The organism is Pantoea sp. UBA5035 (assembly GCF_002415245.1).
GTDB lineage: Bacteria > Pseudomonadota > Gammaproteobacteria > Enterobacterales > Enterobacteriaceae > Pantoea > Pantoea septica.
On record NZ_DICD01000002.1, the window covers coordinates 12,412 to 29,108 of the forward strand.

The window sequence follows — 16,697 nt, forward strand, 5'->3', positions numbered from 1 at the left end:
CATCTCCACTCTGAGATTTTGGGGACCGTTTTTCCTGATGCCGACCTGGACGAAGTCACTGCTGGTATTGCCATTCTTTTTCATTGCCTGCGTTAAAGCCGATCCACTGCAAAAGTCGTTTTCCGACTGGCAGGTGACCTGCAATAACGCCGCGTTCTGCGTGGCGCGCAATATACCTGGCGACAAAGGACTGGTAATGACTATCGCGCGCCATGCTGGCGTCAACGATCGCCCGCTGCTGCGTATCGACTACGGCAGCGCCTACAGTGGCGAACTGCCCGGCGCGCCGCTACAGGATAATTTACTGCTCGATCAGCGCCGTCTGCGTCCCGACTTCAAACACTGGACGGTTGAGCCGCATCACCTCGCCACCAGCAATGCTATCGCCATTGACGAATTTCTCGCGCAAATCCTCGATGCGGACGCGATCCAGCTTACCTATAACGCCCAGGCGGCTATTTCACTGCATGGTCTGAAAGCGGCGCTGCTGCTGGTGGATGACGTGCAGGGCAGGGTCAACGGCATGAGCGCGTGGATCAAACGCGGTTCGCGCGCGCTGTGGGACGTGCCGCCCCAGCCGCCGCTGCCGCAGCTGCCCGATATGGGCGCGCCGCCTGCCGCGCTGACGCGCGAGGAAACCAGCGGACTGCTCGATTACGGCACCTGGCGGCTTAACAGCGACGCCTGCTCGCTCGATCCGATGCGGCGCGAAGTCAACGTCGCGCCGCTGACCGACAGCAAGGCGCTGCTGATGGTGAGCTGCGAAATGGGGGCTTATAACGTGATCGATCTGGCGTTCGAAGTGACGCGCGCCGCGCCCTATGTCGCACGCGGCATCACCCTGACGCTGCCGTTTACGCCGCCGCGCGGCGAACGTCAGCTGGAGCTAATCAACGCCGACTATGACGCCAGCACCGGCCAGCTTTACACCTTCAGCAAAGGGCGCGGGCTGGGCGACTGCGGCTCCGCCACGCGCTGGCGCTTTAACGGCACCGACTTCACGCTCGCGGAATATGCCGAAGAGTCCACCTGCGACGCCTGGCACAGCAGCGACGACTGGCCGACCCTGTGGGTCTCCCAGCCGCCGCCCGCGCCCTAGCGAATCGCCTGCACCATCATCGGCGAGCCGTTCTGGTTGCCGACCAGCTCCGCCAGCATATCGTTAACGCCGTCGCTCATGGCGGTAAAGCGCGTCAGCGGCGAGCGGGTGATCACCACAAATACTCCAACGTTATGCTGCGGCACCATCGCCATATAGGTGATGAAGCCGCCGCCGCCGCCGGTTTTCTGGATAATGCCGGGGCGACCGTTTTTCGGCCCCATATAGACCCAGCCCATGCCAATCGCGTCGGCTCTGCCCGGCACGTCCATGCCTTCAACCTTCGCCAGCTGATCGCGGCGATAGATCAGCGTCTGCATACGGTCCACCTGCGGCGAACGCGGGCTAATGGCCGAGTCGAGGAACTGCTGCATCCAGCGGCCCATATCGTCCGGCGTCGAGTAGACGCCGCCGCTGCCGATAGCGGCCAGCGTGTTATTGCAGGGGCTGGCGCCTTTCTCCGCCACCATCAGCCGATCGCACTGCTCAGGCGAAGGCGTAAAAGTCGTGTCTTTCATGCCGAGCGGGCGGGTAATCAGCTGCTGCAGCAGCGCCGGGTAAGGCATGCCGGCGGCGCGCGCCAGCGCATCGCCCAGCAGGTCGTAGCCCAGATTCGAATAGGAAGCGTCGGTGCCTGGCGCGGCTTTCAGCTTCGCGCCGGCCAGCCACTGCCAGCGATCGCTGCGCGTCGGCCAGACAAACACCGGGCGATGCGGCTTGCCGCCGGGCTGCTCGCGCGGCAGGCCGCTGGTGTGGGTCGAGAGGTTAATCAGGCGAATCGGCTGCCCGGCGTAGCTCGGCACGCGCCCGCCCGCCGGTGCATATTTGCTCAGCGGATCGTCAAGGCGAATTTGCCCGCGCTCCGCCATCTTCACCATCACTTCGCTGGTCAGCAGCTTGCTGAGCGAGGCGATGCGGATCAGAGAATCTTTCTGCGGCCGCACGTTATTACCGGGACGCGTTTCGCCAAAGCTGGCGAAAACGCGCTGGTTGCCGTCGATAGCGACCAGCGCCATGCCGGTGGCGCCGCTGCCGTAAAAAATGTGTTCAGCGTAGCGATCGACGATCTGGGACGAGAGCAGCGGATCGGGCGCGATCTGCGCCTTGCCTGCGAATGGCATCAGCGAAACCATTAAGGCGAGTAAATAGGGCGTACGTTTTTTCAACGGAAAAGCATCCAGCGAGAGGAATAAGGGAAAGATCCTATAGTAATGGGTTTACGCAAGCGGTGAAGGGGGCGACGGGGATTTTTTTCTGTTTCAGGCTGTGAGAGAGAAAGGCCCTTCCCGCAGAAGAGGAAGGGCCTGAAGCATTACGCTGGCTTGAGTAACGATTCCGCCTGCGCCACGACGTTTTCCACCGTGAAGCCGAAGGCAGGGAAGAGTTTGCCTGCCGGGGCGGATTCGCCGAAGGTGGTCATGCCGACGATTTTGCCGTCGATGCCGACATATTTGTACCAGTAGTCGGCGATGCCCGCCTCAACCGCGACGCGCGCGCGCACCGTCGACGGCAGCACCGATTCGCGATAGGCGATATCCTGCTTGTCGAACACGTCGGTGCTCGGCAGCGACACCACGCGCACTTTGTGGCCGTCGGCGGTCAGCTTCTCCGCCGCGCCCAGCGTGATCTCCACTTCGGAACCGGTGGCAATCAGGATAATATCCGGCGTGCCGTCGCACTCTTTCAGCACGTAGCCGCCGCGCGCGATATTCTCAACCTGCGCCGCGCTACGCTCCGGCTGCAACAGGTTCTGGCGCGACAGGATCAGCGCGGTCGGGCCGTGATGGCGCTCAATCGCCGCTTTCCACGCCACCGCCGTCTCAACCTGGTCGCAGGGGCGCCAGGTGCTGAAGTTCGGCGTCAGGCGCAGGCTGGCGAGCTGTTCGACCGGCTGGTGCGTCGGGCCATCTTCGCCGAGGCCGATGGAGTCATGGGTATAGACCATAATCTGCCGCGCTTTCATCAGCGCCGCCATACGCGCGGCGTTGCGCGCATACTCCACGAACATCAGGAAGGTGGCGGTGTAGGGCACGAAACCGCCGTGATGGGCGATGCCGTTGGCGATGGCGGTCATACCGAACTCGCGCACGCCGTAGTGAATATAGTTGCCCCCCGGATCTTCTTTAATCGGCTTCGAACCTGACCAGATGGTAAGGTTGCTCGGCGCGAGGTCCGCCGATCCGCCCAGCAGCTCCGGCAGCAGCGAGCCAAGGTGCTCCAGCGTATTTTGCGACGCCTTACGGCTGGCGATCTTCTGCGGATTGGCCTGCAGGTCGGTAATAAACTTGTGGGTTTCGCTCTCCCACGTCGACGGCATTTCGCCGTTCATGCGGCGCTGGTACTCTTCAGCCAGCTCCGGATGCGCCTGCTTATAGGCGGCCAGCTTGTCGTTCCAGGCGCGCTCGCGCTCGGCGCCAGCCTCTTTGGCGTCCCACTGCTGATAGATCTCCTGCGGGATTTCAAACGGCGGCGAGGTCCAGCCCAGCTCTTTACGCGCCAGCGCCACTTCCGCGTCGCCCAGCGCCGCGCCGTGCGACTCCTCTTTACCGGCTTTGTTCGGCGAACCGAAACCGATAACGGTGCGGCAGATAATCAGCGACGGCTTGTCGGTAACGCTCTGCGCCTCTTTAATCGCGCGGCTCACCGCCTCGGCGTCGTGGCCGTCGATTTCGCCGACGACGTGCCAGTCATAGGCTTCGAAACGCTTATGGGTGTCGTCGGTAAACCAGCCTTCGGTTTCGCCATCGATAGAGATGCCGTTATGGTCATAGAAGCCGATCAGCTTGCCGAGGCCGAGCGTGCCCGCCAGCGAGCAGACTTCGTGGGAGATCCCCTCCATCAGGCAGCCGTCGCCCATAAACACGTAGGTAAAGTGGTCGACGATGTCGTGACCCGGACGGTTGAACTGCGCCGCCAGCGTGCGTTCAGCGATCGCCAGACCCACGGCGTTGGCCAGCCCCTGGCCCAGCGGCCCGGTGGTGGTTTCGACGCCCGGCGTGTAGCCGATTTCCGGGTGGCCCGGCGTTTTAGAGTGCAGCTGACGGAAGTTCTTCAGCTCTTCCATCGGCAGATCGTAGCCGGTGAGATGCAGCAGGCTATAGAGCAGCATCGAGCCGTGGCCGTTGGAAAGAATAAAACGGTCGCGGTCGGCCCATGCGGGGTTAGTCGGGTTGTGTTTCAGGTAGTCGCGCCACAGCACTTCGGCGATGTCCGCCATGCCCATCGGCATGCCCGGGTGACCTGAGTTCGCTTTTTGTACCGCATCCATACTTAACGCACGAATCGCGTTCGCCAGCTCTCTGCGTGATGACATAGGGTTCTCCCTTCGTTGAGCAGAAGTGCGGGCGGGAAACCCGCCCGACAAAAATAACAGGCAAAAACTACAGGCGCGCGGCCAGCACGTCCTCGAGTTTCTGCTGATCGACGGCAAACTGACGGATGCCGTCGGAAAGTTTTTCGACCGCCATCGGATCCTGGTTGTGCTCCCAGCGGAACTCCGCTTCAGAGAGCGACGCAGGCTGGTGGAAGCCTTCGGTCGACGGTTCCAGCTTGCGCTCAACCGGCGCGTCGCTGTTCTGCAGCTCTTCCAGCAGGTTCGGAGAGATAGTCAGGCGGTCGCAGCCCGCCAGCGCGATGATCTGCTCTACTTTACGGAAGCTCGCGCCCATGATGATGGTGCTGTAACGGTGCTTTTTGTAGTAGTCGTAGATGCGACGCACCGATTTCACGCCCGGATCTTCGTCGACCACATACGGGTCGAGCGGCTTGCGGCTGTTGTACCAGTCGTAGATACGGCCGACGAACGGCGAAATCAGGAAAACGCCCGCTTCGGCGCAGGCGCGTGCCTGGGCGAAGGAGAAGAGCAGCGTCAGGTTGCAGTGGATGCCGTTTTTCTCCAGCTCCTCGGCCGCCTTGATGCCTTCCCAGGTGGACGCCAGCTTGATCAGAATGCGCGAGCGGTCGATGCCGTGCTCTTCATACAGGCGAACCAGTTTTTCCGCTTTGGTCACGCACATGCCACGATCGAAAGAGAGGCGCGCATCTACTTCGGTCGAAACACGGCCCGGTACGCTTTTCAGGATTTCCATACCGAGGTTAATGGCGACTTTATCGCTGGCGTTGATAATCTGCGTCTCTTTGCTGCCGCCCTGCTTTTTCGCATAGTCGATAGCGTCGTCGATCAGGTGCTTGTAGCCTTCGAGGCCAGCAGCTTTCAGGATCAGAGAAGGGTTGGTGGTCGCGTCTTCAGGATGGTAGTTGCGAATGGATTCGATATCGCCGCTGTCCGCCACGACGGTAGTAAACTGTTTTAATGCCTCTAGCTGGTTCATCTTTTAACTCCTTGATGAGCAATTCTTTATTGCGAATGATTTCACCCTGCAACACAGTGCATCAGGCGTTCGATGATGAAAATACTCTTTTTCTGATTATTGCGATGGGTTGAACTCATCGGGGCCCCGCACGGCGAAAAGCGCGTGACGTCAAACAGGGAGAGCGTGCTGCAACATCCTGTCAGCGAGCCGGGGGGCGAAAATCGCGCATCACAAAGGTTAGCAGAACTGACAGGTTCTGCCGGGTTAACCGCACTTTCCGCCCTGTGCCGCCTTTACGCACCGAACTGCCTTATCGCGATCGCCCCAACGTTTTCCTTGTCATCAGCCTTTTATACTGCCAGCGCACCGAAGCTGAAAAAGGAACCGACAATGGACGACCAACTCAAGCAGAGCGCGCTGGATTTTCATCAGTTTCCCACCCCGGGCAAAATCCAGGTTTCCCCCACCAAACCTCTCGCCACCCAGCGCGATCTGGCGCTGGCCTACTCCCCCGGCGTCGCCGCGCCCTGTCTGGAAATTGCACAGGATCCCCTGGCGGCGCATAAATACACCGCGCGCGGCAATCTGGTGGCGGTGATCTCCAACGGCACTGCGGTGCTGGGGCTCGGCAATATCGGCGCGCTGGCGGGCAAGCCGGTGATGGAGGGCAAAGGGGTGCTGTTCAAGAAGTTCGCCGGCATCGACGTCTTCGATATTGAGATCGACGAGCAGGATCCCGATCGGCTCATCGACGTTATCGCCGCTCTGGAGCCTACCTTCGGCGGTATCAACCTGGAGGATATCAAAGCGCCGGAGTGCTTCTATATCGAGCAGCAGTTGCGCCAGCGCATGAAAATCCCGGTATTTCACGACGACCAGCACGGCACGGCGATTATCTGCACCGCCGCAGTGCTCAACGGGCTGCGCATTGTCGAGAAAGCGATTGGCGAAGTGCGGCTGGTGGTTTCTGGCGCGGGCGCCTCGGCTATCGCCTGCCTGAATTTGCTGGTGGCGCTCGGCATGCAGAAGCGCAACATCGTGGTGTGCGATTCGAAAGGGGTAATCTACCGCGATCGCGAAGCGGATATGACGCCCACCAAGTCCGCCTACGCCATCGAAGATAACGGTGCGCGCAGGCTGGAAGAGGTGATTGAAAACGCTGATATCTTTCTCGGCTGCTCGGGGCCGCGCGTGCTGACGCCGGAGATGGTGCAAAAGATGGCGCGCGATCCGCTGATCCTGGCGCTGGCCAACCCTGAGCCGGAAATTATGCCGCCGCTGGCGAAGGCTGTGCGCCCCGACGCCATCATCTGCACCGGCCGTTCCGACTTCCCTAATCAGGTCAACAACGTGCTCTGCTTCCCGTTTATTTTTCGCGGCGCGCTCGATGTCGGGGCGACCACTATCAACGAAGAGATGAAGCTGGCGGCGGTGCACGCCATTGCCGCGCTGGCGCAGGCGGAGCAGAGCGATGTGGTCGCCTCCGCCTATGACGACCAGGATCTCAGCTTCGGACCGGACTATCTGATACCTAAACCTTTCGACCCGCGCTTGATCGTGCAGATCGCGCCGGCGGTGGCGCGCGCCGCGATGGAATCGGGCGTGGCGACCCGGCCCGTTGAGGATTTCGACGCCTACCGCGAGAAGCTGACCGAGTTCGTCTATAAAACCAACCTGTTTATGAAGCCGATCTTCTCCCAGGCGCGCAAGGCGCCAAAGCGCGTGGTGCTGGCGGAAGGCGAGGAGGTGCGGGTGCTGCACGCCACCCAGGAGCTGGTGACGCTCGGGCTGGCGCGGCCGATCCTGATAGGGCGTCCCAATGTCATCGCGATGCGTTTGCAGAAGCAGGGGCTGAAGATCGAGGCGGGCAAAGATTTCGACGTGGTCAACAACGAGTCGGATCCGCGCTTCAAGGCGTACTGGAACGAATATTACCAGATGATGAAGCGGCGCGGCGTGACGCCCGAGCAGGCGCAGCGTGCGGTGATCGGCAATCCGACGCTGATCGGCGCCATCATGGTGCATCGCGGCGAGGCGGACGCGCTGATCTGCGGCACTATCGGCGACTACCATGAGCACTATGACGTGGTGGAGAAAGTGTTCGGCCTGCGCGACGACGTTAAGGTCGCGGGCGCGATGAACGCGCTGCTGTTGCCCAGTGGCAACACCTTTATTACCGACACCTACGTCAACGAAGATCCCACACCGGAACAGCTGGCCGACCTGACGCTGCTGGCGGCGGAAACGGTGCGTCGTTTCGGCATCGAGCCGCGCGTCGCGCTGCTGTCGCACTCCAGCTTCGGCACCTCGAACGCGCCAGGGGCGCGCAAGATGCGCGAGGCGCTGGCGATTATTCAGCGCCGCGCGCCGGATCTGGAAGTGGATGGCGAGATGCACGGCGACGCAGCGCTGGTAGAGAGCGTGCGCCGTGAGCTGATGCCTGACAGCCCGCTGAAAGGGGCGGCCAACCTGCTGATCATGCCCAATGTAGAAGCGGCGCGCATTAGTTACAACCTACTACGCGTCTCCAGTTCGGAAGGCGTCACCGTTGGCCCGGTGCTGATGGGCATCAGCAAGCCGGTGCATGTGCTGACGCGCATCGCGTCGGTCAGGCGCATTGTGAATATGGTGGCGCTGGCGGTGGTCGAGGCGCAAACCGCGCCGCTATAGCCAGTCGCGCACCGGTAAAAAGTCGCGCGTCAGCGCGGCTTCCGGCGAGTCGGGCGCGGGCTGGTAGTCATACTCCCAGCGCACCAGCGGCGGCATCGACATCAGGATGGATTCGGTGCGGCCGCCGGTCTGCAGGCCGAACAGGGTGCCGCGATCCCACACCAGATTGAACTCGACGTAGCGTCCGCGGCGATAGAGCTGAAACTGACGCTCGCGCTCGCCCCAGGGCAGTGCTTTGCGGCGCTCGACGATCGGCAGATAGCCGGCGAGGAAGCCGTTGCCCACCGCCTGCATAAAGGCGAAGCTGGTGTCGAAGTCCGGCGCGTTGAGATCGTCGAAGAAGAGGCCGCCGATGCCGCGCTGCTCGTCGCGGTGCTTCAGATAGAAGTAGTCGTCACACCATTTTTTATAGCGCGGATAGACCTCTTCGCCGAACGGCTGGCAGAGATCGAAGGCGGTCTGATGCCAGTGCACCGCATCCTCCTCGAAGCCGTAGTAGGGCGTCAGATCGAAACCGCCGCCGAACCACCACACCGGATCGGCGCCCGGCTTTTCGGCGATAAAAAAGCGCACGTTGGCGTGACTGGTCGGCACATAGGGGCTGTGCGGATGGATCACCAGCGACACGCCCATCGCCTCGAAGCTGCGGCCCGCCAGCTCGGGACGGTGCGCCGTCGCGGACGCAGGCATTTGATCGCCGTGCACGTGGGAAAAGTTAACGCCTGCCTGCTCAAACACCGCGCCGTTGCGCAGCACGCGGCTGCGTCCGCCGCCGCCGCCCGGACGCTGCCAGCTGTCTTCGATAAACTGCGCGCCGCCGTCAGCTGCCGCTAGTTGATTACAGATTGACTCCTGCAGGTTCAGCAGAAAGGCTTTAACGCGGGAAATATCGGGCATGGCTTCGGACTCATTGCAAAAAAGTGGCGCGATTATACCTGACCATTGCGGCGATCGTACTCATCAAAGTAGCGCGTAATGCCGTCGGCGATCGCCGTGGCGATTTTGCGGCGAAAAGCGTCGGTGCCGAGCAACTGCTCTTCGCGCGGATTGGTAATAAAGGAGGTTTCCACCAGCACCGACGGAATCGACGGCGATTTCAGCACGGCGAACGCCGCCTGTTCAGTGTGTTCGCTGTGCAGTCGATGCACCGGGCGGATCTGATCCAGCACATGTTTGCCCAGCGTCAGGCTGTTGCGGATGGTGTCGGTCTGCACCAGGTCGAACAGGATCTGATTCAGGTAGTGATCCTGCTCCTCGACTTTTGCGCCGCCCACTTTATCCGCCGCATTCTCTTTATCGGAGAGATAGCGCGCCATGGCGCTGCTGGCGCCGCGATTCGAGAGGGCGAACACCGAGGCGCCGCTGGCTTCCGGGCTGGTAAAGCCGTCGGCGTGAATCGACATAAACAGGTTCGCGCCGTGCTGGTGGGCGATCTCGACGCGCTGGTAGAGCGGAATAAAGTGATCGCTGTCGCGCGTCAGCCGTACTTCGATGCGCGGATGCGCCTGCAGCAGTGCGCGCACCTGGTGCGCAATCGCCAGCACGATATGTTTCTCTTCCGATCCTTCGCTGCCGACGGCACCGGAATCGATGCCGCCGTGGCCCGGATCGATCATCACGATGCGCTTGCCCTTTTTCTGCGGCGGCGCAGGCTGCGCGTGGCGCGGACTTGCGCGCAGCGGCGCATTCTCCTCTTTCGCCTGAATCGCGCGTGGAGAGAGCACGGCCAGCGCCAGGCCGGAGAGCAGCAGCTGGCGACGGTTGGTAAGACGCTTGAGCAAAGAGAGTGTGGGCATGGGCTGGTCCATTAGCGAATGATGTGCAGAGTGTTATATCGTAACATTTTGTTCGCTGCGAGGACGGAACCCTTTCAGCTCTTTACTTTGTATGTCAGGTTGCTAACAGAAAAATTGCCGGTTTTTGTTCCAGGCTGCGCTAACCGGGCTTGCACGCGGCGGCGAATGCGTGATAATCAGCGAATTGTGCTTATTTGCAAGGTAAAGAAGATGGAAATCCGCGCCTTCCGCCAGGAAGATTTTGAAGAGGTGATCACGCTCTGGGAGCGTTGCGATTTGTTACGTCCGTGGAACGATCCGGAGCTGGATATCGAACGCAAGATGAACCATGACGCTGACCTCTTTCTGGTTGCGGAAGTCGGTGGCGAAGTGGTCGGCACGCTGATGGGCGGCTATGACGGCCATCGCGGCTCCGCCTACTATCTGGCGGTGCATCCCGACTACCAGGGCCGCGGCTTCGCCAACGCGCTGATGAACCGGCTGGAGAAAAAGCTGATCGCGCGCGGCTGTCCCAAGATCAACCTGATGGTGCGCGAAGAGAACGATCAGGTGGTGGCGTTCTACGAGAAGCTGGAGTACGAACCGGTGGATTCGGTGCTGCTCGGCAAGCGGCTGATTGAAGACCGGGAGTATTGATGCGGTGAAATATTTGCCGGATGAATATGATGCGAAAGGGCAGCTGCGGCTGCCGTTTCTTTTTTGGCTGACGCTGCTGCTGCTGGCGCGCACCTGGATCCTGCTGGTGATGGCAGGCGCCTCGCGCCAGCAGGGCAGCGATCTGCTGGGGCTGTTCTATCCCGATCGCCAGGCATTCTGGCTCGGGCTGGCGCTCGGCGCGCCCGCGCTGATCGGCCTGCTGCTGACCGGCTATCGCGCGCGCTGGCCTCGGCTGTGGCAGGCGTGGCGCAGGGTGCTGGCGCTGTCGCTCGCGGTCAATCTGGCGTGGCAGGGCGCGACGTTCGCGTCTGGCGATCTGCTCGCCTCGCCCTGGCCGCTGCTGCTGACGCTGTTCGACGGGCTGGCGCTGCTGTGGCTGCTGGTCAACGTCAGGCTGCGCGACTGCTTTCTGCCGGAACATCAGCTGGCGGAATAAACTTTTTTGCCGCTGGCGACTCCAATGAGTTCTGCCGTTTGGCACAGTGTTAACAGGAGTTTTCATGAAAGCTTTACCCATTTCGCTGCTGGTTGCCGCCGCGCTGCTAAGCGGCTGCGCCAGTTCGGGTTCCGGTTCCGCCTCTGATTCCGATGTAAGCTGGTATAACCCGCTGAGCTACCACTGGTCGTCGGCGCTGCCGTGGAACTGGTTTGGTTCATCGCTGACCGCCACTGAACAGGGCGTCGGCGGCGTCGGCAGCACCACTGCAATGAGCGAAGGCGCCATCAGCGACGGCCTGAAAGGCAACTACAAGCTGCGTCAGGGCATGCGCAGCGAAAACGGCGACGTTATCGCTTTCTGGCAGGCGCTGGACGACGGCAAAGTGAAGCTGCAGATCAGCGGATCCAGCAGCGTAGAACGTATTGAGGTGATGGACAGCGACATCGCCGCGCAGGACGGCGCGAAAATCGGCGACGCCTTTAGCGACAGGTTCAGCAAGGCCTTTAATAACTGCAAGCTGGCGGGCGGCGCGGGCAGCCACGACGTCGAGTGCCGCGCGCCGGGCAGCCAGCATCTCTCCTACGTTTACAGCGGCGACTGGCACGGCCCGGACGGTTTGATGCCGTCGGATGACGTATTGAAAAGCTGGAAGCTAAGCAAAATTATCTGGCAGCGTTAACGCCTTGAGCGTCAGCGCCATTCCCGCCTGACGCATAAACTCTTGCGTCCGCTTATGCCATTTTCGACTTTGAAATCATCAAACGATATATAAAACCGCTACAGCTTTTCATGGGGTTATAAATACACTGGGCAAACGGCTGGCGTAGGCCGGATCTCTTGTTTTCTCAGGGTGCCCCATGACCAAAAGAACGATGAAAAATATCGTTGGCGGTATCGCCTTGTCGCTTAGCCTTGCGGGCGCGGCCAGTGCCACCGAGCTGCTCAACAGCTCGTACGACGTCGCGCGCGAGCTGTTTGTCGCCCTGAATGCGCCGTTCGAAAAACAGTGGGATGCCAGCCATCCCGATGACAAACTCACCATCAAAATGTCGCACGCCGGTTCGTCAAAGCAGGCGCTGGCGATCCTGCAAGGGCTGCGCGCCGACGTGGTCACCTATAACCAGGTCACCGACGTGCAGGTGCTGCACGATAAAGGCAATCTGGTCGCGGCCGACTGGCAAAGCCGACTGCCGAACAACAGCTCGCCGTTTTACTCCACCATGGCGTTTCTGGTGCGTAAGGGCAATCCAAAGCAGATTCACGACTGGGCCGATCTTGGCCGCGACGGCGTGAAGCTGGTCTTTCCTAATCCGAAAACCTCCGGCAACGGCCGCTACACCTGGCTGGCGGCCTGGGGCGCCACCAGTAAAGCTAACGGCGGAGACGAGGCGAAAACCCGCGCCTTTATGGCGCAGTTTCTCAAGAACGTCGAGGTGTTCGATACCGGCGGGCGCGGCGCGACTACCACCTTCGCCGAGCGCGGCCTGGGCGACGTGCTGATCAGCTTTGAATCGGAAGTAAACAATATCCGTAACCAGTACGGTAAAGACGAGTATGAAGTCGTAGTGCCGAAAACGGATATTCTCGCCGAGTTCCCGGTTGCCTGGGTCGATAAAAACGTCGAGCACAATCACACCGCAGACGCGGCGAAAGCCTATCTCAACTATCTCTATACGCCGCAGGCGCAGCAAATCGTGACCGATTTCTATTATCGCGTGAACAACCCGCAGCTGATGGGCGAGCATAAAGATCGCTTCCCGCAGACGCAGCTGTTTCGCGTGGAAAATCAGTTCGGCGGCTGGGATAAGGCGATGAAAACCCACTTCGCCAGCGGCGGCGAGCTGGATCAACTGTTATCAGCGGGGCGTGGATAATGTTTGCCTTAGGTCAGAAACGCGTCCTGCCTGGCTTCGGCCTGAGTCTGGGCACCAGCCTGCTGTTTACCTGTTTAATTCTGCTGCTGCCGATCAGCGCGCTGCTGATGCAGCTGTCGCAGATGACGCTGGCGCAGTACTGGCAGGTGATCAGCAACCCGCAAATGGTGGCGGCCTATAAAGTGACGCTGCTGTCCGCGGCCGTCGCCTCGCTGTTCAATGCGGTGTTCGGCATGATTATGGCGTGGATTCTGACGCGCTATCGCTTTCCCGGCCGCACGCTGCTGGACGGTCTGGTGGATCTGCCGTTCGCGCTGCCAACGGCGGTGGCGGGCCTGACGCTGGCCGGTCTCTTCTCGCTGAACGGCTGGTACGGCGAGTGGATCTACAACGCCTTCGGCGTAAAAGTTTCCTATACCTGGCTCGGCATCGCCGTCGCCATGGCCTTTACCAGCATTCCCTTCGTGGTGCGCACCGTACAGCCGGTGCTGGAGGAGCTGGGGCCGGAGTATGAAGAGGCGGCGCAGACGCTGGGCGCGACGCCCTGGCAGAGCTTTCGTCGCGTGGTGCTGCCGGAAGTCGCGCCTGCGCTGCTGGCGGGTACCGCGCTCTCCTTTACCCGCAGCATCGGCGAGTTCGGCGCGGTGATCTTTATCGCCGGCAATATCGCCTGGAAAACCGAGGTTACCTCGCTGATGATTTTCGTGCGTTTGCAGGAGTTCGACTACCCGGCCGCCAGCGCTATCGCCTCGGTGATCCTGGCCGCGTCGCTGGTGCTGCTGTTTGCGATTAACACCCTGCAGAGCCGCTTCGGCCGTCGACTGGGAGGTCACTAATGGCGGATATTTCCCACATCAACGCCGCCGAGCGCCAACCGGTCAACTGGGGCAAATGGCTGCTGATCGGCATCGGCGTGCTGGTGTCGCTGCTGCTGCTGGTGGTGCCGATGATTTCTATCTTCTACGAAGCGCTGAAGATGGGACTGGGCGTCGCCTTTCAGAATCTCGGCGACAGCGACATGCTGCACGCCATCTGGCTGACAGTGCTGGTGGCGCTGATTACCGTACCGGTTAATCTGGTGTTCGGCACGCTGCTCGCCTGGCTGGTGACGCGCTTTAATTTTCCCGGTCGCCAGCTGCTGCTGACGCTGTTCGACATTCCGTTCGCCGTGTCGCCGGTGGTGGCGGGCCTGATGTATCTGCTGTTCTGGGGCGTCAACGGCACCGCAGGCAGCTGGCTGGACGCGCATAACATTCAGGTGATGTTCGCCTGGCCCGGCATGGTGCTGGCCACCGTGTTCGTCACCTGTCCCTTTGTGGTGCGCGAGCTGGTGCCGGTGATGCTCAGCCAGGGCAGCCACGAAGATGAGGCGGCGGTGCTGCTGGGCGCCTCCGGCTGGCAGATGTTCCGTCGCGTAACGCTACCCAATATTCGCTGGGCGATGCTCTATGGCGTGGTACTGACTAACGCCCGCACCCTGGGCGAATTCGGCGCGGTCTCGGTGGTATCGGGATCGATTCGCGGCGAAACCTACACGCTGCCGCTGCAAATTGAATTACTGCATCAGGATTACAACGTGGTGGGCGCCTTTACCGCCGCCGCGCTGCTGACGCTGATGGCAATTGTGACGCTGTTTCTGAAAAGCATGTTGCAGTGGCGCTTAGAGCAACAGCAGCATCGCCTGCAACAGGAGGAAAATCATGAGCATTGAGATTAACCAGATCAACAAATCTTTCGGCCGCACTCCGGTGTTGAACGATATCTCTCTGGATATTCCTTCTGGCCAGATGGTGGCGCTGCTGGGCCCGTCCGGCTCTGGGAAAACCACGCTGTTGCGTATTATCGCCGGGCTGGAGCATCAGAACAGCGGGCAGATCCGCTTTCACAATAAAGATGTCAGCGCGCTGCACGCCCGCGACCGCCAGGTCGGCTTCGTGTTTCAGCACTATGCGCTGTTCCGTCATATGACGGTGTTCGACAATATCGCCTTCGGTCTGACGGTGCTGCCGCGCCGCGAGCGTCCTTCTTCGGCGGAAATTAAGCAGCGCGTGACGCGTCTGCTGGAGATGGTGCAACTGGCACATCTGGCGAACCGCTTCCCGGCGCAGCTGTCGGGCGGCCAGAAGCAGCGCGTGGCGCTGGCGCGCGCGCTGGCGGTCGAACCGCAGATCCTGCTGCTCGATGAACCCTTTGGCGCGCTGGACGCGCAGGTGCGTAAAGAGCTGCGTCGCTGGCTGCGTCAGCTGCATGAAGAGCTGAAATTCACCAGCGTCTTCGTCACTCACGATCAGGAAGAGGCGATGGAAGTGGCCGATCGCGTGGTGGTGATGAGTCAGGGCAATATCGAGCAGGTAGGCACGCCGGACGATGTGTGGCGCGATCCGGCCACGCGCTTCGTGCTGGAGTTCCTCGGCGAAGTGAACCGCTTCGACGGCGAGGTCCACGGCTCGCAGTTCCACGTCGGCGCGCACCACTGGCCGCTGGGCTACACCCCGGCGCATCAGGGCGCGGTCGAGCTCTTCCTGCGTCCGTGGGAGATTGACGTTTCCCGTCAGAGCAGCCTGGAGACGCCGCTGCCGGTACAGATCCTTGAGGTGAGCCCGCGCGGCCACTTCTGGCAGCTGGTGGTTCAGCCGACCGGCTGGCAGAGCGAGCCTTTTTCGCTGGTGTACGACGGCGAACGAAGCGTGCCGGTGCGCGGCGAACGCCTGTTCGTCGGCCTGCAGCAGGCGCGCCTCTACCAGGGCGCTACGCCGCTGCGCGCTGTTGCCTTTGCCGAAAGCGCCTGATATTTTCTCACGCGACAGCGGGCGGGAGCGATCCCGCCCTTTTTTTGATCGCTTAGCTTCGCCGGGAAACGCACCTTGAGCACTCTGCAAAACACCATCGGCAATACGCCGCTGATCAAACTCCAGCGCCTGACGCCTGCCAACGGCAGCGAAATCTGGCTCAAGCTGGAAGGCAACAACCCCGCCGGCTCCGTTAAGGATCGCGCCGCATGGTCGATGATCCACCAGGCAGAGCTGCGCGGTGAGATCGCGCCCGGCGACCGCCTGATTGAGGCGACCAGCGGCAATACCGGCATCGCGCTGGCGATGATCGCCGCCATGAAGGGCTACGCGCTGCGCTTGCTGATGCCTGAAAATATGAGCCAGGAGCGGCAGGACGCGATGCGCGCCTACGGCGCCGAGCTGGTGCTGGTGAGTCGCGAGCAGGGCATGGAGGGCGCGCGCGATATGGCGCTGGCGATGATGGCGCGCGGTGAAGGTCATGTGCTCGATCAGTTCAATAATCCCGATAATCCGCTCGGCCACTACCAGACCACTGGGCCGGAAATCTGGCAGCAGAGCGCCGGACGCCTGACTCATTTCGTCTCCAGCATGGGCACCACCGGCACCATTACCGGCGTCGGCCGCTACCTGAAAGAGCAAAGCGATCGCGTTGCCATTATCGGCCTGCAGCCGGAAGAGGGCAGCGCCATACCCGGCATTCGTCGCTGGCCGCAGGCTTATCTGCCGGGCATCTATCGGCCCGAGCTGGTGGACGAGTTGATGGATATGGGCCAGGCCGAGGCGGAAGAGACGATGCGGGCGCTGGCGCGCCGCGAAGGCATCTTCTGCGGCGTCAGCTCCGGCGGCGCGGTGGCGGGCGCATTGCGCATCGCTCAGGCGCGGCCCGGCAGCGTTATCGTCGCTATCGTCTGCGATCGCGGCGACCGCTATCTCTCGACTGGCGTCTACCGCTAACCTCTCTGCTAAACGGCCCGGTTGCGCCTGTCTGGTGCTGCCGGGCCGTTTTTGTCTATAGTCATCCTGAGCATCGTCTGACGTCGGATCTGTAAGGAACACG

At 61.4% G+C, this 16,697-nt stretch carries 15 protein-coding genes; 10 read left to right on the top strand and 5 right to left on the bottom strand.

What is annotated here, in order from left to right:
* Window positions 1-37: 37 nt before the first annotated feature.
* The gene (locus B3229_RS00555; RefSeq protein ID WP_048783882.1) at window positions 38-1,099 is read left to right on the top strand and encodes a DUF1176 domain-containing protein; all 1,062 of its coding nucleotides are present in this window, start codon (window positions 38-40) and stop codon (window positions 1,097-1,099) included.
* Here the strand turns inward: B3229_RS00555 and ampH are convergent.
* The 3 genes from ampH to tal all read right to left on the bottom strand — a co-directional run bounded on the left by ampH (window position 1,096) and on the right by tal (window position 5,430).
* On the bottom strand, window positions 1,096-2,265 hold the full coding sequence (gene ampH / locus B3229_RS00560; RefSeq protein ID WP_096073599.1) for a D-alanyl-D-alanine-carboxypeptidase/endopeptidase AmpH: 1,170 nt from the start codon (window positions 2,263-2,265) through the stop codon (window positions 1,096-1,098). The genes B3229_RS00555 and ampH overlap by 4 nt on opposite strands.
* Before the next feature lie 146 nt (window positions 2,266-2,411).
* A complete protein-coding gene (gene tkt / locus B3229_RS00565) occupies window positions 2,412-4,412 on the bottom strand; it encodes a transketolase (RefSeq protein WP_286867724.1) in 2,001 nt (666 codons plus the stop codon).
* A 67-nt stretch (window positions 4,413-4,479) separates the two neighbouring features.
* On the bottom strand, window positions 4,480-5,430 hold the full coding sequence (gene tal, locus B3229_RS00570) for a transaldolase (RefSeq protein ID WP_033753764.1): 951 nt from the start codon (window positions 5,428-5,430) through the stop codon (window positions 4,480-4,482).
* A gap of 372 nt (window positions 5,431-5,802) precedes the next feature.
* Between tal and maeB the strand changes: the two genes are divergently transcribed.
* The gene (gene maeB / locus B3229_RS00575; protein ID WP_048783875.1) at window positions 5,803-8,082 is read left to right on the top strand and encodes an NADP-dependent oxaloacetate-decarboxylating malate dehydrogenase; all 2,280 of its coding nucleotides are present in this window, start codon (window positions 5,803-5,805) and stop codon (window positions 8,080-8,082) included.
* Here maeB and hemF read toward each other — a convergent pair.
* The gene (hemF, locus tag B3229_RS00580) at window positions 8,077-8,979 is read right to left on the bottom strand and encodes an oxygen-dependent coproporphyrinogen oxidase (RefSeq protein WP_286867727.1); all 903 of its coding nucleotides are present in this window, start codon (window positions 8,977-8,979) and stop codon (window positions 8,077-8,079) included. The two genes, maeB and hemF, sit on opposite strands and share 6 nt — an antisense overlap.
* 32 nt (window positions 8,980-9,011) lie before the next feature.
* Entirely contained in the window at window positions 9,012-9,878 is an 867-nt protein-coding gene (amiA, locus tag B3229_RS00585; protein WP_277269185.1) for an N-acetylmuramoyl-L-alanine amidase AmiA, read from the bottom strand.
* Window positions 9,879-10,088: 210 nt separating this feature from the next.
* On the opposite strand from amiA, the gene B3229_RS00590 reads away from it, so the two are divergent.
* The 8 genes from B3229_RS00590 to cysM all read left to right on the top strand — a co-directional run bounded on the left by B3229_RS00590 (window position 10,089) and on the right by cysM (window position 16,594).
* Window positions 10,089-10,514: a GNAT family acetyltransferase gene (locus tag B3229_RS00590; protein ID WP_033753728.1), complete on the top strand. Its 426-nt coding sequence runs from the start codon at window positions 10,089-10,091 to the stop codon at window positions 10,512-10,514.
* On the top strand, window positions 10,510-10,971 hold the full coding sequence (locus tag B3229_RS00595) for a DUF2919 domain-containing protein (RefSeq protein ID WP_286867808.1): 462 nt from the start codon (window positions 10,510-10,512) through the stop codon (window positions 10,969-10,971). Before B3229_RS00590 ends, B3229_RS00595 begins: the two co-directional genes overlap by 5 nt.
* 64 nt (window positions 10,972-11,035) lie before the next feature.
* Window positions 11,036-11,653 (top strand): RpoE-regulated lipoprotein, encoded by a 618-nt coding sequence (locus B3229_RS00600; protein ID WP_286867731.1) that lies wholly within the window; start codon window positions 11,036-11,038, stop codon window positions 11,651-11,653.
* 178 nt (window positions 11,654-11,831) lie between these two features.
* Window positions 11,832-12,848: a sulfate ABC transporter substrate-binding protein gene (locus B3229_RS00605; RefSeq protein WP_286867733.1), complete on the top strand. Its 1,017-nt coding sequence runs from the start codon at window positions 11,832-11,834 to the stop codon at window positions 12,846-12,848.
* Window positions 12,848-13,684 (top strand): sulfate/thiosulfate ABC transporter permease CysT, encoded by an 837-nt coding sequence (gene cysT, locus B3229_RS00610; protein ID WP_048786134.1) that lies wholly within the window; start codon window positions 12,848-12,850, stop codon window positions 13,682-13,684. The genes B3229_RS00605 and cysT overlap by 1 nt, the downstream gene beginning before the upstream one ends.
* Window positions 13,684-14,559, top strand: a complete 876-nt coding sequence (gene cysW, locus B3229_RS00615) for a sulfate/thiosulfate ABC transporter permease CysW (protein WP_286867735.1) — start codon at window positions 13,684-13,686, stop codon at window positions 14,557-14,559. Before cysT ends, cysW begins: the two co-directional genes overlap by 1 nt.
* Window positions 14,549-15,637, top strand: coding sequence for a sulfate/thiosulfate ABC transporter ATP-binding protein CysA (gene cysA, locus B3229_RS00620; protein WP_286867736.1), 1,089 nt, complete (start codon window positions 14,549-14,551; stop codon window positions 15,635-15,637). The genes cysW and cysA overlap by 11 nt, the downstream gene beginning before the upstream one ends.
* Window positions 15,638-15,712: 75 nt before the next feature.
* Window positions 15,713-16,594: a cysteine synthase CysM gene (gene cysM / locus B3229_RS00625; protein ID WP_048786140.1), complete on the top strand. Its 882-nt coding sequence runs from the start codon at window positions 15,713-15,715 to the stop codon at window positions 16,592-16,594.
* Window positions 16,595-16,697 lie beyond the last annotated feature (103 nt).